The 19,890-nt window shown below is 57.8% G+C and carries 17 protein-coding genes and 1 pseudogene; 14 read left to right on the plus strand and 4 right to left on the minus strand.

The genetic code is table 11. From position 1 onward, the window contains the following. Positions 1–163: 163 nt before the first annotated feature. Positions 164–475, minus strand: a complete 312-nt coding sequence (locus VVR41_RS06230) for a terminase gpP N-terminus-related DNA-binding protein (protein ID WP_368524104.1) — start codon at positions 473–475, stop codon at positions 164–166. Positions 476–799: 324 nt separating this feature from the next. Between VVR41_RS06230 and VVR41_RS06235 the strand changes: the two genes are divergently transcribed. Both VVR41_RS06235 and VVR41_RS06240 read left to right on the plus strand, forming a co-directional pair. Next, a complete protein-coding gene (locus tag VVR41_RS06235) occupies positions 800–1,012 on the plus strand; it encodes a transposase (RefSeq protein ID WP_368524041.1) in 213 nt (70 codons plus the stop codon). A gap of 359 nt (positions 1,013–1,371) precedes the next feature. Continuing rightward, on the plus strand, positions 1,372–2,133 hold the full coding sequence (locus tag VVR41_RS06240; protein WP_368524042.1) for a hypothetical protein: 762 nt from the start codon (positions 1,372–1,374) through the stop codon (positions 2,131–2,133). A gap of 236 nt (positions 2,134–2,369) precedes the next feature. On the opposite strand, the gene VVR41_RS06245 is transcribed toward VVR41_RS06240, so the two are convergent. Next, positions 2,370–4,055 (minus strand): IS30 family transposase, encoded by a 1,686-nt coding sequence (locus tag VVR41_RS06245; protein ID WP_368524105.1) that lies wholly within the window; start codon positions 4,053–4,055, stop codon positions 2,370–2,372. Positions 4,056–4,106: 51 nt separating this feature from the next. Beyond that, positions 4,107–5,008, minus strand: a pseudogene (locus VVR41_RS06250) (IS256 family transposase); the annotation flags it as partial. Between the two features lie 297 nt (positions 5,009–5,305). Here VVR41_RS06250 and VVR41_RS06255 point away from each other — a divergent pair. The 12 genes from VVR41_RS06255 (at position 5,306) to bioD (ending at position 19,016) form a co-directional block, all read left to right on the plus strand. Further along, positions 5,306–7,186 carry an ABC transporter ATP-binding protein gene (locus tag VVR41_RS06255; protein WP_368524043.1) on the plus strand — a complete coding sequence of 627 codons (1,881 nt, stop codon included), beginning with the start codon at positions 5,306–5,308 and terminating at the stop codon, positions 7,184–7,186. After that, the gene (locus VVR41_RS06260) at positions 7,186–8,937 is read left to right on the plus strand and encodes an ABC transporter ATP-binding protein (protein ID WP_368524044.1); all 1,752 of its coding nucleotides are present in this window, start codon (positions 7,186–7,188) and stop codon (positions 8,935–8,937) included. Before VVR41_RS06255 ends, VVR41_RS06260 begins: the two co-directional genes overlap by 1 nt. Before the next feature lie 39 nt (positions 8,938–8,976). Next, the gene (locus VVR41_RS06265) at positions 8,977–10,506 is read left to right on the plus strand and encodes an ABC transporter substrate-binding protein (RefSeq protein ID WP_368524045.1); all 1,530 of its coding nucleotides are present in this window, start codon (positions 8,977–8,979) and stop codon (positions 10,504–10,506) included. 2 nt (positions 10,507–10,508) lie between these two features. Continuing rightward, a complete protein-coding gene (locus tag VVR41_RS06270) occupies positions 10,509–11,486 on the plus strand; it encodes an ABC transporter permease (RefSeq protein ID WP_368524046.1) in 978 nt (325 codons plus the stop codon). Between the two features lie 93 nt (positions 11,487–11,579). Beyond that, a complete protein-coding gene (locus VVR41_RS06275; RefSeq protein ID WP_368524047.1) occupies positions 11,580–12,266 on the plus strand; it encodes an ABC transporter permease subunit in 687 nt (228 codons plus the stop codon). Further along, positions 12,263–13,678, plus strand: coding sequence for an ABC transporter ATP-binding protein (locus VVR41_RS06280; RefSeq protein ID WP_368524048.1), 1,416 nt, complete (start codon positions 12,263–12,265; stop codon positions 13,676–13,678). The genes VVR41_RS06275 and VVR41_RS06280 overlap by 4 nt, the downstream gene beginning before the upstream one ends. Positions 13,679–13,703: 25 nt before the next feature. Further along, entirely contained in the window at positions 13,704–14,402 is a 699-nt protein-coding gene (locus VVR41_RS06285; protein WP_368524049.1) for a TetR/AcrR family transcriptional regulator, read from the plus strand. A 191-nt stretch (positions 14,403–14,593) separates the two neighbouring features. Next, entirely contained in the window at positions 14,594–15,091 is a 498-nt protein-coding gene (locus VVR41_RS06290) for a methylated-DNA--[protein]-cysteine S-methyltransferase (RefSeq protein WP_368524050.1), read from the plus strand. Further along, positions 15,091–15,852 carry a fructosamine kinase family protein gene (locus tag VVR41_RS06295; protein WP_368524051.1) on the plus strand — a complete coding sequence of 254 codons (762 nt, stop codon included), beginning with the start codon at positions 15,091–15,093 and terminating at the stop codon, positions 15,850–15,852. Before VVR41_RS06290 ends, VVR41_RS06295 begins: the two co-directional genes overlap by 1 nt. A 19-nt stretch (positions 15,853–15,871) precedes the next feature. Then, a complete protein-coding gene (locus VVR41_RS06300; protein WP_368524106.1) occupies positions 15,872–17,158 on the plus strand; it encodes an adenosylmethionine--8-amino-7-oxononanoate transaminase in 1,287 nt (428 codons plus the stop codon). After that, a complete protein-coding gene (locus VVR41_RS06305) occupies positions 17,155–18,306 on the plus strand; it encodes an 8-amino-7-oxononanoate synthase (RefSeq protein ID WP_368524052.1) in 1,152 nt (383 codons plus the stop codon). Before VVR41_RS06300 ends, VVR41_RS06305 begins: the two co-directional genes overlap by 4 nt. Further along, on the plus strand, positions 18,303–19,016 hold the full coding sequence (gene bioD, locus VVR41_RS06310) for a dethiobiotin synthase (protein WP_368524053.1): 714 nt from the start codon (positions 18,303–18,305) through the stop codon (positions 19,014–19,016). Before VVR41_RS06305 ends, bioD begins: the two co-directional genes overlap by 4 nt. On the opposite strand, the gene nadE is transcribed toward bioD, so the two are convergent. Then, complete coding sequence (gene nadE, locus VVR41_RS06315; RefSeq protein ID WP_368524054.1) at positions 19,013–19,867, minus strand: ammonia-dependent NAD(+) synthetase; 855 nt, start codon at positions 19,865–19,867, stop codon at positions 19,013–19,015. The genes bioD and nadE overlap by 4 nt on opposite strands. Positions 19,868–19,890 lie beyond the last annotated feature (23 nt).

Here is a 19,890-nt window from a genome sequence, read left to right on the forward strand (position 1 = left end):
GGGTGACAAAGGCTTGGCTGACATGCGCGTGTGTGTCAGGGAGCTGTCGGTTGTGAAGATGGTAGTAGAAACTCGACGCTGCACAGCCGATGGAATCCCACAGCAAACGGAGTGGAAACGTGGTGCGTAGCGCGTCAACCACATCGGTCTTTGTGACTGTTACTCAGCTGACCTGGGGCGTGCCTGGCGTCTTTTTTACTAATTCCAGCTCCTTTTCCAGCACGGCTTTGTCAACGAGAAGCTTCGCCATCTGCTTGTTTAACTGGGCGGGATCATCAGGCAATGATGTTTCAAACGCTGCTGTGGTGGGTGTGCGCGCGTGTTCTGCGCGTTGTCTTTTGCTCATCAATCCCCATTGTCCCTCGTCGCGGAATCGTTGAGCCCCTGAGTACACGCTCATTTTTGACGTGAGACCACATTTAAGGGCGTTATCAGCTGGGTGCGATCCTTCGTTGAATAAGTTGACTGCGCGCATCTTCACGTCGAACAGGGAGTGCGTCAGTGTGCGGGTCTGCGTGGGTGTGCGGCTAGGTTTGGTGGGCTTACGAGGCCACTTATTAATAGTCCTCCGGCCTGGGTATCCGAGCTCCCGGACTGTCTTTGTGATCGATTGGGTGCGCTTGTAAACCTTCAGCGTTGTGCGGTGTAGGAACGGTTCATAACGAAATCCTCCAAGATTCCGTCCGCATTCTCTTTCGACCCTTAGCCCTACCTTGTTGTCAATGCTCCACACCATCTTCCAGTAACCGGTGCCGCATTGGCGTGAACCCGGGCCCGCGGCGTTGTTGCCTTACGCGATTTGAAGTTCCTGCACGTCGCGCACTGCCTGGAGGAAGTTTTTGATGAGCTGCTGGCGTTCACCCAGGCTCCGAATGGAATGTGGACGAATAACCCTACCGAGCGGCTCAATCGGGATATCCGCGGGCACGCTAATTTCGTGGGAATCCTCCCCAACTGCAACGCCGTCGTCTGCCCTGTCGGAGTGGTACTCGCTGATCAACATGGTGGCTGAAGCCAGCAGTAATGGTAAATGTCGTTGACGAGTCTGTAACAGACTAGGGCGAAGGTAAACATCAGCGTCATCGACGCCGGTGAAGCCGCTTAAGAGATCGCATGAGCCGGTCCCCGTATTGGGCTCGTGGCGGCACTTAAGGTCACCATGCTAACTGCTAATCGAAAAGAGACAACACCCGCGTGGACTTGAGCTCGTTGAAGCGACAAACAACAGCTTTCTGTTGGTATAATATATGACAATGCCTTGGCTCGGCTGAGCGGCACTTAAATGTTTTCTTTCGACTGTATGGGAGCTTCATCTTGGTAACGGGAGTCTACTCTCGCTTCTTCTCTAAGCGATTAGTAATTCTAGCAAGTTTGGTCAGTGCGTCCCTGGGCTTGGCGGGCTGCTCTTTCGCTTCAACGGCCCCCAACGCTGATCAAGCGTCAGAATCGTCACAATCGGCCTCAAAAAGCGGGAGTGAGAAGAAATATCCCCATGCAGATTATGTAAACGCCCTCAGTGGAGTTTCGAAGGAAGAGCGGGAGAAAATTGTAGCGAGCGTGCCGTTAGAGAAGCGGGCGCTGCTGGATAATGCCATAAGCTGGGCTGCGAGCGGAAACTTCTATAGTTACAGCAGCTTTGAGCAGCAGTTCCGTAAGGCTCGCACTGATCCTCAGAGGAACCAGGCTTTACCGAGCTATGAACAAGATTCGACTTCTGGCCCTGCAGATACTGATCTGGTTCTCCGAGCAATCGAGGATAATGTTGACTTTCGCTATTTTGCCTACGAAATGGCCAAGTTTGTCAGAGACCGTGTTAAATACCCGTTCCGCACGGTGTATCGCAATGACGGCTATGAAAGCATTGCACTCAATGAGCCCCAGTTTGAGGCTTGGATGGATGAGTTGCAAATGACAAAAGAAGAATCCGAAGCCGCTCGTAAAAGCCTCGAGTACTTCTTCGCTAAGAATGAGCTATCTTGGCAGGATTACGCGGACAGTTTCGCGGAATCGTATTACTCCTCAAATAGTCATGATTTCTCAACTGAGGAGTTGCGAAATGAGATGACAAAGCAACAATATTCTGAAAAGGAAATTAAAGCGGCTATTAAACATCTGGAAGACACCATCAAATAGTCTTTTGCAACCCTCAGCCCTTCGAGTTTCTGGTTCAAGTTAAAGAGGCAGAGACAGATGTTTCACTCAGCTATTGGCTACGCTTATCCTCTAACCGCATGGCCTCAGGTGTCCGCGAAGATGGATAGTTGGCGACAGCAGATCTGTGGCACCCCGAACGTTAACAGTCAACTATTGTCAGACCTTGCCAACTTGTCTTAAGCCGTTGGTGGAGAAGACTAATGTTAATGATCGGGTTAGGTCGTTGGGCCGCTGATGGCCGTAGCCGGTTCTAAGGACCGTTGCAGCGGTGGACGCCTACTTGTGATGCTAGCGGTTTGTTGGAGTGCAGCGGCCATGACTTCTGCTGGTGTTAACCAGTTGAGGGTTTTACGTGGTTTGTGATTGTGGATATTGGCGATCATCTCTAAATCCTCAGCACTATAGATCGACAGATCCGAGGAGTTCGCCAGGTTACGCCGCAGCCTGCCGTTAGTGTTTTCATTCGTCCCACGTTCCCAGGGTGAGCCCGGATGGCAGAAGAAAATCGGCACATCGGTGGCCATCGTGAAGCGCTTATGCCCGGCTTTCTCCGAACCCTGATCCCACGTGATCGACGACCAGATCGATCTATCCAGCCGTGCAACCATGTGCTGCAAGGCTGTGAGGACGTCTGTACTGCAATGCCCATTGGGCAGGTGTCCTAGCAGGGTAAACCGGCTGACCCGTTCAACCAGGGTGATCACCGCGGATGCGTTTTTTGCGCCCATGATCACATCATCTTCCCAATGCCCGGGCAGGATGCGTTCGTCTACCTCATCGGCGCGGTCATCGATCATGACCATCGCGTCAACGAAGCGCTCAACCCCGCTTGTTCTCACCCGAGTACGCAAGCGTCGTTCCTTGCACCCAGTGGGAAGCTCTAACCCTTGCTGGGCGAGTCGACCTTTCGCGTGCAGGTAGAACGCCTGGTAGATCGTTTCGTGGCTGATGCACATCTCCTGGTCGTCGGGGTGGTCGTGGCGGATCCGGTGGGCTATTTGCTCCGGTGACCATTGTGCCCGCAGCTTGGTCACGACATAGTCGTACAACTGCTTGTTGCTGCTAAGCTTCGTTGGCTTGAGCCGTAACCGACGCCCGGCGGCTTTCTTCTGAGCGGTATCAGGACGGTACGGCCCAAAAGCGTGGTGATTGCGCCTCATCTCCCTGCTAATCGTTGATGCGCTGCGTCCCAGTCGCCGGGCGATGTGGCGGATGGTGTGGCCGTCGCGAATGAGATCAGCGATCATGATGCGCTCATCGATGTTTAAGTACCGAGGACTAATTCGCTGATACGGGTCGATGCCCACCGGGAGGGCGGGCTCAGCCATGCGGCCTTCTTCGATGACATCATCGCGTTCGATTAGGGCGGTCATGAGCTTGTTATACGTTTTGGCGTTGGTGCCGGTAGGGATGAAACGCTTGCGTTGATTGTCTGCTTTTACCAGGCCTTTGTTGAAGTCGTAACCGTCGCGGGGGTTGATACCGACCGCGGTTGACGCGGCGATGATTGATGAGCCGGTCAGACGCAGTCGGAGAAAGTCGATGCGGCGTTCGGTGGCAAGGATGCGTCTTTGTGTGTGACTGAGCCGTGTGTGAATGCCGGCTTCGTAAGCGAGGCGGTAACCCGCCGAGACTGGGATGCCCGTTGTCTGTGCGGCGTGGTGCATGGTCAGGCCATACGTGGTGATGTTTTCGAGGAAGTGTGTGCGTGCGGTGTCAGAGACGACGTCGCGTCGTCGAGGTTGAATGAGGTGATGGTGGTGGGCGAAGTTCAACGCGTGGACGTAGTAGCAGCCGATGTGGCGGACGGCGGCTGCGACGCTGTCACCGGTAAGGAGACGCTTGCGTAAGCGGTTTTGGTCATCAATACTCAGGCAGTGATACGGCCCTGGTGTGGTCATGAAACAACCTTTCTGATGAGAAAGTGTTGCAACGACAACTTGAGACCACGCAATGACATCCCGGGCCTGGTGGTGTGCGCTGTCGGCGCCGGGTTGCTGGAGGATCGTCTGAAACATCGCCGACAATGTCGGCCACTGGGTTTTCGGCACCATCAATAACAGGTTCTTGACGAAATGGGTGCGGCACCGTTGCCAGCTGGCCTGCGGCAGGCAGTTACCCACAGCGGCGTGGATGCCCAGGTGGGCGTCACTGGTGACCAGGTACACCTGATCCAGGCCTCGGCCTTTCAGGTCGCGGAAGAACCCGGTCCACGATGCGGCCGATTCCGCGGTGGCGACCTGCATGCCAAGCAAACTCCCGGTACCCGTCGGCGTTCACCCCGGTAGCCAGCAGCACGCCGGTTTTAACGACGCGCCCGGCTTCACGCACCTTCATGGTCAGCACGTCGAAGGAAACATAGAGGTACGGCCCGGTGTCCAACGGGCGGGTGTGGAAGTCTTCCACTATCACGTCGAGTTCTTTGGCCATGTCGGAGACTTGTGACTTCGATAGGTTGGTGATCCCGAGCGTGGCGACAAGGTTGTTCATGCGGCGAGTGGAGACCCCCCTTTGCGGTAGCAGGTGGCTACGACGGTAGCCAGGGCGCGTTGTGCTCGTGAGCGGTGCTCCAATAACCAGTCGGGGAAGAACGAGTCGTGGCGAAGCTTCGGGATTTTCACGCCGATGGTGCCCACGCGTGTGTCCAGGTCGCGGTGGTGGCAGCTGTTTCGGTGGTTGGTGCGGGTGTCGCTGACGGTGGCGTAGTCCACCCCCGCAGACGCTGTCTGCCCGGGGGGAAAGGATCTGGTTGATGGAGTTCTGCAGCATCTGGCGCATCAGATCCGGGGAGGTGTGGGCGAGCAGCTCATCAAGGTAGGCGGTCTGGGTCGATTTGATTGGGTGCAGCGGCGATCGCGGTTATTCCTTTCGAGGAGATGCAGGAGTTGATTCGAAAGGTTCTGCGGTGGCCGCCTCACACATTCATGAGGCCCCTCACCGGCGGTCACAGATGCACCACGCTAACGGACACAACCTTTGCTCTTATCTGCTCGAGCGGAACAAACCCGTGGCACTTTACTGACGGTGGCAATAAAACCGGGATGGTTCAGTCCTCGGTGGAGCTGGATATTGACTGGACTAGAATGCTGTTCTAGAGTTGAGGCTAGCCTAACCTAAGGCAATAGGGTTACTCTCTCACTTTCGAGGTCATATGGATTCCAAGGAAACAATGGGTGTTGCATCCGTTCTTAAAAACCCGCCTGATGCCGGTGCTAGCGAAGTGGCGGGGACCGACAGCCACCCCGATTATCAGGAGGAGCACCGCGCGGGGAAGGCGGCGATCAAACGTTTACAGCGACCTATTCGAGGCAGGCTGTTGGTGAGCCAGCTTTTGGTAGCTATTTCGGGCGCATTAGCTATCGCCCCTTATATCGCGCTATTTGAATTAGGCGAGATTTTTCTAGCCGGACATCACTCTGGTGCGGTTGATACGGAGAAGGCGTGGTCGGTGGCGTTCTTCTTGGTGTCAGTGTTTTGTCTGCGTCTTTTTGTCTACTTCATCGCTCTTCTGGTGTCGCATTTCGCCGATCTAAAGCTGCGGGATTTGATGCGTCGAAGAATTGTGGACAGACTGGGGAGAGTTCGGCTCTCCTGGTTTACCGAATCTAATTCTGGTGCGTTACGCAAGGCTATTCAGGATGACACCGCAACCGTCCATACGGTTATTGCTCACGGGCCGATCGATCTCTTGAACGCGGTGGTTACTCCACTTATGCTCTTCGCTCTGTCTATCTATGTTGATTGGCGACTGGCGCTGCTGAGCATCGCGACGATCCCGCTATTCGTAGCTTTCTACTCCGTGGCGATGCGTGGTATGTCGGAGAGAACTGCGGAATTGAATGTGAAACTCGACAAGGTTTCGTCAACCATGGTCGAGTTCGTTGCCGGGATCGGCGTAGTAAAAGCGTTTGGTCAGGTCGGCAGAGCACATTCCAGATACTTGGATGCTGCAGAAGAGTTCAACGAGTTTTATCGTGGCTGGAGCTTGCCATTGGTGTCGATGTGTTGTATCGCCCAGTCGTGGATTTCAGTTGCTGTGATCTTGCTAGTGAACCTGGGTGGTGGGGGGCTTCTGCTCCATGCCGGCTATGTGAATGTGGTGCAGGTAATTACGTGCACGTTGATTGCGCTCGTTTTGCCTGGTGCTTTAAATGCGATTGCGAGCATCGGCTGGGCGTATCAGTTGGCAGGCGCGGCCGCAGTTCGCCTCTGCGCCTTATTGGACACCGAAGAGCTTCCATTTCTGGAAAAAGGTGGCGAGCCGAACGGAAACCATGTCTCTATCCGGAACGTTTCCTATAGCTACTCAACTTCAAGTCCAACAGAAACCGTTGCGAAAGCTACAAACTCACTTGCTGTAGACGATGTGAGCCTAGATCTGGCCCCAGGGGCCGTGACCGCGTTGATTGGCCCCTCCGGTTCTGGCAAGACCACGCTAGCAACATTGATCGCTAGATTCGATGACCCATCGAGTGGAGTAATCACGCTTGGCGGTCAAGACCTAAAAGCTCTCGACTCGGCGACTCTGTACTCTAACGTGGGGTTCGTCCTACAAGACCCACAGTTGTTAAACACAAGCATCCGGAACAATATTGCTCTAGGAAGCAAAAGCTGCTCTGATCTGCGGATAACTCAGGCTGCTAGGGATGCGCAAATCCATGATTTCATCATGTCGTTGCCGAAGGGTTACGACACCGTGGTGGGCACGGACACCAGATTATCTGGGGGACAACAGCAGAGACTCGCAATCGCACGCGCATTGGTGAAGGATGCGCCGGTGCTGATATTGGATGAAGCTACAGCCTTCGCAGATCCGGAATCAGAGGCCGAAATCCAAAAAGCGCTAAGTCGTCTTGTGAAGGATCGCACCGTTCTGGTAATCGCACACCGGCCCACAGTGGTCAAAGGAGCAAATCAGATTGTGGTTCTAGAGAAAGGACGAGTCGAAGTGATCGGTACTCACAAGGAGCTACTGCAGAACCATCACTACCGAAAGCTGCTTGCCGAATCCGGCGCTCAAGGAGGGCTGTGATGCGTAAGTTTCTACCGATATCTCGGTATAAGCGGCTGATGGGAGAACAAGCGTGGAGTGATTTTTCGAAAGGCTCCACACTTGGAATGCTCGTGGGAGTGCTCACCGGGTGCTCACTGCTGGTAATGCTTCCTGCATCGGTTGCGCTTGAAACCAGTCAGTCGGTGTGGGGGCTCGACTTCGGTGGCTGGCTTATCGCATTAGCTGTTTTGGCTGCGGTTTGCGTAGTGATCGATTACTACGGCACAAAAACGGGCTACATTGGTGCACTCGGTTTCATGCGTGATGTTCATTATACGATCGGAAACAAAGTTGCCCGCCTGCCGTTGGGCTGGTTTAACGCAGGTTCGGATGGAAGACTGTCTCGCTTAGTTACTCAAGAAATGATGAGCCTTGCGCAGTCGGCGGCGCATTCTCTCTACAAGCTCACTCAGAGTCTTTTTTCTGCACTAGTGATCTGTGTTGGTTCCTGGTTTTGGGACTGGCGCCTAGGCTTGCTGCTTACGCTGGCAGTACCAGTACTGGTTTTGGTGCTGTGGGGTAATCGGAAATTGGTGGACGCGGGCAAGGCTGTGTCTGAGCCGGCCGAGCAGAATCTGTCGCATCGAATCGTTGAGTTCGGTCGTTCACAAGGCACACTGCGATCCGCAGGGATCGGGGCTGACTACCCAGAGCTCGAGCGAGCGTTCGACGATAATGCCCGCCTAGGCCGACGCGGGTTGTGGCTCGAGACTAGCGGAATTGTCCTTTCGGGGGCGTTCACTCAGATCATCGTGGTCGCAATGATTTTGATTACGGTTGCCTCGACGATTTCTGGAAATCTCACGCCGTTGCAAGCGATCGTCACGATAGGCATAAGTCTGAGATTTACCACCCTCCTCGAAGACCTAGGGGCAGCGATCGCTGCGCTTGGTGAGCGTAATCAAATGATGGATCACATCGACGAGATTCTGGACACCGAGGAGTTGCCAGAAATCGAATCCACTCGTGAAGTAACCCGGCCTGGCGCGGTAAGTCTGCGCAATGTGACGTTCGGATATGAACCGAGCCAGCCGGTGGTAAGGGATGTCAGCTTCGATGTTGAACCTGGTCATATGTGTGCACTTATTGGTCCTTCTGGTAGCGGGAAAACAACAATTGCGCGGTTGATTTCACGGTTCTACGACGTAGATGAGGGGCAAGTCCTAGTCGGTGGTATCGATGTTAGGGATCAGCGCATCGAGGACTTGATGGCTCAGTTGTCAATGGTTTTCCAAGACGTCTACTTGTATGACGACACCTTGCTAGCGAATATCCGGGTCGGAAACCCCACGGCCAATGATGAGGAAATCGCCTGGGCGGCAGAGCTTGCTGGGGTAAGCGAAATCGCCGAGAGGCTACCCGGGGGCTGGCAAGCTCGGGTCGGTGAAGGCGGAAGGGTGTTATCCGGTGGTGAGCGCCAGCGGGTCTCGATAGCAAGAGCACTTATTAAGAAGGCGCCAATCGTCCTGCTTGACGAGGCTACCTCAGCTTTGGACGCGGAAAATGAAGCCCACATCGTCGAATCTATGAATGCACTCCGGGAGAGCTCGACGCTCATAGTCATCGCGCACAAGCTCGAAACGGTTAAAAGCGCAGACAGCATTGTTGTCCTAGATGACTATGGCCGAGTAGAGCAAGTCGGTTCTCATACTGAGCTGATCGCGCAGGAAGGCCGATACCGATCTTTCTGGCAATACCGAAATGCAGGCATCGGCTGGACTTTGGCATAGCGGGTTTTCTAACAAGAACTAATACCTAAGTAGGAGAGTATGAGTACAAAAAAGAGGATTGTTTCCGTGGTAGCGACAGTAGTCGCTGGGGCACTAGCGTTGTCTGGCTGCTCAAATGGTAGGGATGTCGCTCAGGCTCCATCTGGCGAGCAATCGTCGACAAGCAAAGCTTCCGAGGAGTTCCGTCTTGGTGCGACGTTTGCTTCTACCGATTCCCTCGATCCTGCTACTGCTGCATCCCCGGGTGCAATGGCCCTGAGCTTTTATCTGTACGACTCCGTAGCACTGATGACCTCTGAGGGGGAAAAGCTGCTGTTGGCAGAGTCTGTGACCCCAAACGAGACTGCAGACCAATGGACGATCAAGCTCAAGGATGCCAAGTTCTCCAATGGCGACGATGTCACGGGCACAGATCTGATTGCTTCGCTGGAGCACCTATCGGTTGTACCTAGCTTCCAGGAGATGTACGGCAACATTGACTTCGATAAGTCATCTGCCGATGGGAGCACCGTCTTCCTAGCAATGAAGGAACCGGCATCAGATTTCCTCGTCTCGTCGTTGGCCATGTTCTCCCCTGTCGCACCTAATGGGGAATTCGACGGGGTCGGTGCAGGTCCGTTCAGCTTTGTCAAGGGGGACCCGACTACCGGCTATACGTTGGAAGCTAACGAGAGCTATTACGGGGGGAAGCCAGCCATCCCGTCGGTTGTGATGAAGAGTATTCCAGATTCAGACTCTCGGGCACGCGCTCTGCGAACTGGAGAGATTGACTATGCCTGGGGTCTCGAACCAGCCTCCATGAAAATCCTAAAGGAATCTGAGGGGATCGCCTTGCCCTCAGGTTCACTGGAAGGGGCGACAATCAAAGAACTGGTTTTGAATACCAGGGTTGCGCCCTTCAATGACCCCGAGGTCCGCCGAGCGGCAAAACTGACCGTTGATCGCCAGAAGATGGTGACGACTCTGCTCGGTGATCAGGGGGTTGTCGGTAATGATCTGGTTGGTATGGGCTACCCAACATATCCGGTGAATATTGAGCAGACGACGGTGAATAAAGACGAAGCTCGTCGGATTTTTGCGGAGAAAGGCGTTACTCAGTTCACCGTGGTGGCATCCGATGTTGCTCCTGGTCTGGTAGCTTCTGCCGAACTAATGGCGCAAGAGTTCAAACAGGTTGGGCTTGAGATGAAGATCGAGACTGTCGATCCACAGTCTTTCTTCTCACAAATGCCATCCTTATATGAAACCTCGGCGTTCACTTTCTACTGGATCAACCGAATGCCACTTACGAACTTGAAGAGTCAAACGTCTGCAACCTCGCTGTACAACGTCTCCGGTTATACCTCAGATACTCTGCAATCCAACCTCGACAAGGCGAGTGCCACTGTCGATGAGAAGGAACAAGAACAGCTAGTGGCGGATATATCAAGCGAGGTTCATGCTCAGGGAGGTGACCTAATCTGGGGCTATCAGAAGGAGACTCTCGCTTATCGTGAGGGGCTTGACGGAGTAGTTATTACACAGTCGATGCCGTGGATTGCTGAGGCCACGTTCACCCCAGTCAGCTAACTATGACACGCCTGAAAGCATGCTTAGACCGCCCGCACTCCTTCCGCGCGTGGGTGGCCCTGCGAATCACTCGTGGCATTGCGCTCTTCTTTCTCGCTACGCTTCTGCTCTTCATGTCGGTGCAGATGCTGCCTGGGGACGCAGCATCCGTCTCCGTTGGAAAGCATGGCACCGTAGCCGTGGAGCATGTCAGGAACGAGATGGGTCTGGACCGACCCTTGATTCATCGATATGGCGAATGGCTCGCCCGGTTCCTCAAAGGCGATCTGGGCAGCTCATTGATTACCGGCGCGCCAGTTGCCAGAGTTCTGCATAACCAAGTGCTAGCAAGTCTGACGGTGGCAGCAATCGTGATGGGATTGCTTCTTGCGGTAACAATCCCGGCTGCTTTCTATTTTGGAGCAACGCAAGGCCGCGTAGAGAGAGCTTTTTCCGGAGCGTCTATTGTGATTAGCGCACTGCCGGAGTTCGTAACCTCTATCGGTCTTCTTGTCCTGGTTAGCCAGTATCTCAGGATTCTGCCGGTGCTATCCAGCCCTGGTGGAGGCGAGACCGTTTGGCGCAAACCGATATGTTTGGTTCTTCCCAGCCTGACTCTATGGGTCATTTGCTCGGCCCCAATGCTGCGGCGTATTCGATCACTAGTTTCCTCCTATGTGATCAGCCCCTACATCAGGGATGCCAGATTGGCGGGTCTGTCCACACCGCGCATTTTGTTTGTGCACTTACTTCCTGCGGTCAGCCCCAGCATTGCCCAGCTGTTCGCCCACACTGTGCCCTACCTTCTGGGGGGCACGGTAATCGTTGAGACTGTCACCAGTTTTCCCGGCATGGGCTACTCTCTGGTCGAAGCCGTGAACTCTAGGGAAACTCCTCTAGTGATGGCCATAGGCACAGTGCTAGTAGGGTGTGCGTTGGTTAGCTACACGGGTGCGGATCTGCTGAAAAAACGTCAAGAACGAATCACGGCGGTGATCTAGATGCGCTCCAAGGTGTGGGCAACCATCGTTACTGCTACTTTCGTGATCGCTCTCTGTGGTCCCTGGTTTGCGCCCTTGTTAGCCGACTCGTCCGTGTCAACTACTGTCGCGTTCGATACTGGAGGTCTTTGGGGTCTAGGAGCAGACTATCTTGGTCGTCCGGTAGCGCCGCAGCTTATCGAAGGCGGACGAACACTACTGTTGGCTTCTCTGGCAAGCGCGGCGTTAGCGCAGCTGTGCGGTGTTGGGATCGGGCTTTGGCTCACAATGAAGCCGTGGGGTTACGCGATAGTCAGATTTGCGCTGGACCTCATTCTTATTCTCCCAATGATTGTAGTTTCTCTAGTTTTCTACGCAGCTGCAGGCGCATCGATTATGGCGGTGATCCCTCTGGCAGCGCTTTTGACCGTTCCCTTTACTTCCCGCTATTACCAGGCCGCGGCAACGCCACTAGTCACGACAGGGTTTTTTGAGCAGGCATTGGTGGCGGGAGATCGACCGATGATGGCAGTGATTCGAGAAGTCCTGCCGGTGCTAAAGAGAGTCATATTGGTCGAGTTTGGATATTCGACTATTACAGCAATTTACATTTTGGCGACTGTGTCGTTCTTAGGCACTCAATCAGAGGAATCCGGGTTTTTGTGGTCCGCTATGGTTTCCCAAAACCTGGTTGGTTTTGCCCTTAACCCGTGGTCAGTTTTAGCCCCGCTTGTGGCCATCATCGCGGTGACACTGCCATTGAACATGCTTATCGATTCTGTACGGGAACAGAGATCATGATTAACGTTGACAAGCTGGCCGTTGGAAACAGATCCAAAAGAATCCTAGACGAAGTGTCGCTGCGGGTTCGACCTGGAGATCGTTGTGCGCTGCTTGGGTCTTCTGGGACTGGTAAGTCAACTCTATCCTTGGCCCTACTGGGTGAAGTAAGCGATGGGTTGACAGTCCGTGGAAACGTAACAGTGTTAGGCCAGCCCGTCATTGTCGATGGCGTACCAGTGGCTGCTAAGCAGCTCCGACAGGTGCGACGTCGTATCGGAAGGCTAGATCAGTCGCCATCGGCTGCGCTCAACCCTGCTCATCGGATCTCCAAGCTCGTAACAGAGCTAGCGCCAGGGTCGAAAGACGTAGTGTCAAGGCGAATGGTCGAGGCCCTTGAGCTTTTCGGTCTCCCCACAGACAAAGAGTTCCTTGATCGATATTGTGGCGAGCTCTCTGGTGGGCAACGTAGACGAGTGGCTTTGGCTTGCACACTTCTGCGTCAACCCGAGCTGTTGATTTTGGATGAGCCTACAGCCGGGTTGGACGTACGTGCCAGGGATGCGACGTTGGAACTCGTACGTAAGCTAGTCAGTTCTTTGGACTCTACGTTGTTAGTGATCACGCATGACCCCGAAGTAGCACACGGATTGGCAAACAACTATTTCGAGATACGAAATAAGAGCATTACGCAGATCCGGCTTCCTGCTCCGAAGCCAGAACCGCCTTTTGTCTCGTCAGTGGAACCTGACGCTCCGAGTCTCCTTCACGTTTCTAATCTGACAGCCGCTGCGCCATCACTGCGAACTCCGCCGATACGACAGCTGAGTTTTGCGGTTTACCAAGGAGAAGCGATTGCGATAACCGGCCCGTCAGGTTGTGGCAAATCGACCGTTGCTAAAACCTTAGTCGGACTATGGCCACGACGAGCCGGAACAATCGAGCTTGATGGAACCATGTTGCCACCTTCCATACGCGACTGGCCAAGACAGCTTCGGGGCGCGATCGGTTGGGTTCCTCAGGATTCGAGCACCAGTGTAAATCCGGTGCTGAGGCTCGGCACCAGTATGCGTCGGGCAGCGGCCAGAAATGCTTGCCTTAAGGAGGACTCTGAAACGAAAAGCAATGAAAGCTGCCAGCGTCTTGGACTCCCAAAGGATTGGGAAGAACGCTATCCCAAACAGCTTTCTGGTGGCCAACTGCAGCGCTTCTCAATTGCGAGAGCGATAGTGGCGGGAGCAAGGGTTCTTGTATTAGACGAAGTAACATCGAGTCTTGACACCGAAACTCGCGATGAGATTTGCGAGCTTCTGAATGAAATAAAACGAACAATCCCGCTGATTGTTATAACCCATGATCCGCATGTTGTTTCTCGAGTATGCGACCGTGAGATCGTACTGAGCTCAGCTACTGGGGCGGCCATCGAGGCGTAAAGACCACGTCCGATAAAGTCGAAGCATGCAAGCATCAGCATCTACAGGCCGAAGAGCTGGGTTGACTCAAGACCGCGTTATCGATGCAGCCCTCTCTCTGTCTGAGGAAGTCGGAATTGATGGATGGTCGATTCGCGACATTACTAAATCGCTTGGTGTGGTGCCATCGGTCGTCTACCACTACTTTCATAACAAAGAGGCTCTTTGTGATGCAGTAGTTGACCGAATATGGGCGAGCATTCAGCTCCCCGATGAGGACAAGGAGTGGAGGGAATGGTTTACGGAAATGGTTCACCAGATTCGTGCCGTTCTCCTTCGCTACTACGGGGTTACTGATCGGCTTGCTCGAGGGAAGTTCACCGAGGGGGCTTTGCCGGTTTTGGATGCGTCCTATCGAAAACTGGAACAGGCGGGTTTCGGCGACCAAATCGCCTTGGTGTACACCATAATTACGAACTCGACGCTGCACGCGATTGGTGCTCGTAATCTACGCACTACGCATCAAAAGGGTGAGCGTCACGACCTCAATGAATTGCTTGATCGCCTCAAACCAATGATGACGAGATCTGTTGGATTGAAAAACATGGTGGAGAGCTATTTCGAGCCTTTGTCTCATCCTGACAATGAAAGCCGGATGTCTGATGAGTATTTTGATCTTCTGCTTAAAGTTGTTTTCGACGGGTTGGAACAAACTTTTCTCCGAGATGGCCGTAATCACGACTAGATAGCCACTTCTTTGGTGCAGTTGTAGGAAGCGGAAAACAGATTCGTGGTCTGTTTTCATCTTCCCGCCGTACCTTTTCGCCGACCCGGAGCCTCGTATCAGATCGAGCGATATACGTAGCTTTGGTTGAGTGGCCGGCCCGTTTTCTGTTGCCCCGGCACGCCCACACAGCCTGCGTAGAATCGGGTGCCATGGCACTGACCTGGACCACCTCGTCGACTCCCGTGGGGGAGCTGTTGCTTGTGACCTCGCCACGCGGCGTGGCTCGCGTCGCCTTCGCTTGCGAGGGCTTCGACGAGGTCCGCCAATCTGTGGCTGCAGCGACGGGGGAGACACTGGTCGAGGGAGAGAGCGAGGAGCTGGAAACACAGCTCGCCGAGTACTTCGCCGGCGAGCGCACAGCCTTCGACGTGGCCCTGGACTGGCGCCTGACCCAGGGGTTCCGAGCCCGCGTGCAGCGCGCGCTGATCGATATTCCCTACGGCGAGACCCAGAGCTACGCCGACATCGCACTTCGGCTGGACAACCCGAAGGCCGTGCGTGCGGTGGGGTCGGGGTGTGCGAGCAATCCGCTCCCTATCCTGGCGCCGTGCCACCGGGTTGTGCGCTCGGATGGGAGTCTGGGAAATTACCGTGGCGGCGCCGCGATGAAGAAGATGTTGCTTGAGCTGGAAAGCGGGGTTGCGTGATGGGGAAGACGTTTCGGAAGCACGGCAGCGCACCAGGGGCTGCGGCCGCGGAAGCTGCGTACTTGAGGTGGCTGCGGGAGGGCAGCAACGCGGTCGTCGAGGTCGTCGGCGTCGACGAGGACGCGAACACCGTCGACATCGAGTACGTGGAAAGCGTGCCTCCGACTCCGGAGGCTGCCCGAGCCGCGGGCCGCGAGTTGGCGGCGATCCACGCGTTGTCGGCGGACGCGTTCGGCGCCCCCGCGGCGGGGTGGGACGGGCCGAACTTCATCGGGCGTAAGCAGCAGGACTGCGTGCCGACGCCGCGGTGGGCCGAGTTCTATGTCACCCAGCGCGTCCTGCCATTCGCCAAGGCGGCGCACGATGCGGGCAACCTGGATGCGGCAGGCCTTGAGACGGTTAGGCGTGCGTGTGCGGCGCTGCGGCAGGAAGATGAGGACGCGCCGCTGGCGCGCATTCATGGCGATTTGTGGTCCGGGAACCTGCTTTTTTCGCCTGACGGCCCGCGGTTTATTGATCCAGCGGCGCACGGCGGGCACCCGCTGACAGATATCGCGATGCTGGAGCTGTTCGGCGCCCCGCACCTCGACGCACTGGTGGAGGGCTACCTCGAGGCCGGCGAGCTCGGCCGCGACTGGCAGCGTCGCATTCCAATCCATCAGCTGCACCCGCTCGCGGTGCATGCGTGGACCCACGGGCCGAGCTACGGCCGCGCGCTTGTGCGCGCCGCGGAACAAACGCTGGAGATCATGGCGCGCTAAACTCGTCGAAATGACGAGGATGAACACTGTTCAATTGCTGGAGGCCGACGCGCGGCATGTGTGGCATCCCTATGGGGGCTTCCCGGCGTCGACAAGCCCCTTGCCTATAGTTGGTGCCTCTGGGGTGCGCCTGACGCTTGCCGACGCCCGCGAGCTCATCGACGGCATGAGCTCCTGGTGGGCGGCCATCCACGGCTACCGCAACCCCGCGCTCGATGCCGCTGCCCACGGCCAAATCGATGCGTTTAGCCACGTCATGTTCGGCGGACTGACACACGAGCCAGCGGTCCGCCTCGCCGAGCGGTTGGCAACAATGGCGCCGGGCAATCTGGAGAAAGTGTTCCTCGCCGACTCTGGTTCTGTCAGCGTCGAGGTCGCAGCGAAAATGGCGCTGCAGTACCAGCGCGCACGAGGACTGCCGGGCCGCACAAAGCTTGCCACGTGGCGCGGCGGCTACCACGGCGACACCCTGACCCCGATGAGTGTGTGCGACCCGGACGGTGGCATGCACGCGATGTGGAAGGGCGTGCTGCCGGCCCAGGTCTTCACTGAGGCTCCACCGGCGCACAACGACGAGGCCTATCACGACCAATTGCGCGCGATGGTGCGCAACCACGCAGATGAGCTGGCCGCGGTCATCGTCGAGCCCGTGGTGCAGGGAGCCGGAGGAATGCGCTTCCACGCGCCCGACTATCTGCGCACACTGCGCGAGGTCTGTGACGAGACCGGGGTTGTGCTGATCGCGGACGAGATCGCGACCGCTTTCGGGCGCACCGGAGCCTTGTTCGCTGTCGAGCACGCAGGCATCGCCCCCGACATCATGTGCGTGGGCAAAGCACTGACCGGGGGATACCTCACCCTCGCCGCGACATTAACTACGGCGGAGATTGCCGAGGCGATCAGCGCCGGCGAGGCGGGCGGCCTTGCCCACGGCCCGACCTTTATGGGCAACCCGCTCGCATGTGCCATCGCCAATGCCTCACTGGACCTCATCGAGACGGGCCGGTGGCGCGCGCAGGTGGCACAGATTCAGCAGGGTCTCTTGCGCGGCCTCGAGCCTGCTCGCGAGCTCCCCGGGGTCGTAGACGTGCGCGTGCTGGGAGCGATCGGGGTTGTCGAGCTCGACCGCGACGTCGATATGCAAGCTGCCACCGACGCGATCACTGCCGAGGGTGTGTGGCTGCGACCATTCCGCAATCTCGTCTACACCATGCCGCCGTACATCTGTTCCGCGGACGAGGTCGCTGCGATCTGCCGCGCGGTGATCGCGGGGGCGAGGGCAACGGCAAGGGCGGTGGCGTCATGATAGAGAAGTCGCCCACGCTCGATTGGCTGGACGCTGCCGCCCGCGCGAGGGAGGCAGCCGGGGTGCACCGCGAGATCCATGCGCGCACGTCCGACAGCCCCGTCATCGATCTCGCCTCGAACGACTACCTTGGGCTAGCGCGCCACCCCGAGGTTATCGCCGGGGCGAAAGCGGCACTCGACGAGTGGGGCGCCGGCGCGACGGGTTCCCGCTTGGTAACAGGAACGACCACCCTCCACGAAACGCTCGAAGCCGAGCTCGCTGACTTCTGCGGGCACGAATCCGCACTGCTGTTTTCCTCCGGCTACATGGCCAACATTGGGGCGGTCACCGCGCTGAGTGGGCGCGGCAGCCTCGTGGTGTCCGACGGCGGGGCGCACGCTTCGCTTATCGACGCCTGCCGGCTCTCACGCGCCCGAGTCGTGGCCACCCCGCGCGGCAACGTGGCTGCTGTGCGACGCGCACTCGCCGAGCGAAGCGAAGAGCGCGCCGTGGTCCTGACCGATTCCGTTTATTCCATCGACGGCGCGCTGGCACCGGTTGCTGAGCTGCACGACGTGGCGCGCGCCCACCACGCGGTGCTCGTCGTCGACGAGGCGCACGGTCTGGGGGTGCGCGGCCGCGGCGGCCGCGGCCTAGTCGACGAGCTCGGGCGCGCCGGGCACGAAGACTTGGTGGTCACGGCGACACTGTCGAAGGCCCTAGCCACGCAGGGTGGGGTCGTGTGTGCCTCACAGCGGGTGCGCGCGCAGCTAACCGATACCGCGCGGTCGTTCATCTTCGACACTGCCCTGACTCCGGCGGCCGTCGGGGCAGCGCAGGCGGCGCTGAACGTACTGCGGCGCGAACCAGACAGGCCCGCTCGTGTACTTCGCGCCGCAACCGCCCTGGCAGAGGTTGCAGACGCCGAGCAACCGGAGTCGGCAGTGGTCTCGGTCATCCTCTCTGATCCGCAGCGCGCCGTCGCCGCGCAAAAGGCCGCCCTGCGGCGCGGGGTCGCGGTGGGATGCTTCCGCCCACCATCGGTGCCGGAAGGAACCTCGAGGTTGCGTCTGACCGCGCGCGCCAACCTCGAAGGGGCCGAGCTCGACACGGCGGTGGAGGTCCTGCGCGCGGTCGTGGCGGAATACAGCAAGGAGGAGAAATGACGCGTTTCGTCGTGGTGTCTGGGACGGGCACCGAAATCGGGAAGACGGTGGTCACGGGCGCGCTCGCGGCGCTGCTGCAGGCTCACGGGGCCCGCGTGGGCATCGCCAAGCCGATCCAGACTGGCCTGCATCCCGGGGAGAAGGGAGACTGCGACCTCGCCGCCGAGCTGGCAGGCATCGACACCTCCTTCGAGTACCGCCGGTTGCGCGAGCCGCTGGCCCCGGAGACGGCCGCGCGCCGCGCGGGTGTAAAGCAGGCCACCGCGGAGGAACTTGCGGATGCCATTCGTGCGTGGGCTCCCGGCGAGCTCGACCTCGTGTTAGTGGAAGGTGCCGGCGGGGTGCTCGCCCGGCTCGGGACGGACTTAACCATCGTCGACGTCGCGTACGCGCTCCAGGCGCCGGTTGTCCTAGTGACACAGTCGGGCCTCGGCACCTTATCCAATACCGAGCTGGCCACGAACCACCTACGCGATGCGGGGGTGGCGTGCGCGGGGCTCGTGATCGGTGACTGGCCGAGCTCGCCGGATCTGGCGCAGCGCTGCAACGCCGAGGACCTGCCGCGGCTCACGGGGGTCGCGCTTGTCGGCCGCATCCCGTCCGGGGTCGGGCGTTTGGGCCCCGGTGAGATAGTGCGCGGCGTGGGTCAGTGGTTCGACCCAGCCCTCGCCCGCACCCTGTTGGGCTGGGCGTCGACAAGCGAGAGCTAACGCCACCACGTGTCGGTGGGCGCGGGCGGGACGTGGCGCTTGTGCTCGGAGATGCGCCACAGGTGCTCGATGCGCTCGCGGTCGCTGTCTGCCACCGGCTTGCCCTCGAGGTAGTCGTCAATAGTCGAGTACGTTAGGCCGAGCGCCTCCTCATCCGGCAGGGAGGGGCGGTCTTCCTCCAAGTCGGCGGTGGGGGCCTTTTCCCACAGCCGACTGTCGGCGCCGAGGTGACGCAGCATGGCTGCGCCCTGGCGCTTGGTCAGCCCGCCTAGGGGGAGCAGATCGGCGGCGCCGTCGCCGTGTTTGGTGAAAAACCCGGTGACGTTCTCGGCGGCGTGGTCGGTGCCGATGACAAGCAGGTTGCGCTCCCCAGCGATGGCGTACTGGGCGATCATGCGCATGCGGGCCTTGACGTTGCCTTTGTTGAAGTCGCCGAGGGCGTCGATTCCGAGTGCTGTCGCGACCTGCGCCGAAAGCGCGCTGGTGGCCTCCTTGATGTTGACCGTGACACGCTCATCGGGGCTAATAAAGTCCAGCGCGGTCTGGGCGTCTGCCTCGTCTGCCTGGACGCCGTGGGGCAGGCGTACAGCTACAAAGACGGCGTCGGTGCCATCGCTACGCATCTTTTCCACGGCCAACTGAGCCAAGCGCCCAGCCAAGGTAGAGTCCTGCCCACCCGAGATTCCGAGCACGAAGCCGCGCGCGCCCGCGCGCTGGAGGTAGTCGGTGAGGAATGTAACGCGCGCGTCGATCTCGGTTGCCGGGTCGATGGTGGGGGCCACGCCGATGGCGTCGGCGATGCCCTTTTGCGTGGAGTCCGGTGCGGCTCCCGGTGCGGTGGTGGAAGACATGCCCGCTATGGTAGCGCGCTGCG

This window comes from Corynebacterium sp. LK2510 (assembly GCF_040946405.1).
Taxonomy (GTDB): Bacteria; Actinomycetota; Actinomycetes; order Mycobacteriales; family Mycobacteriaceae; genus Corynebacterium.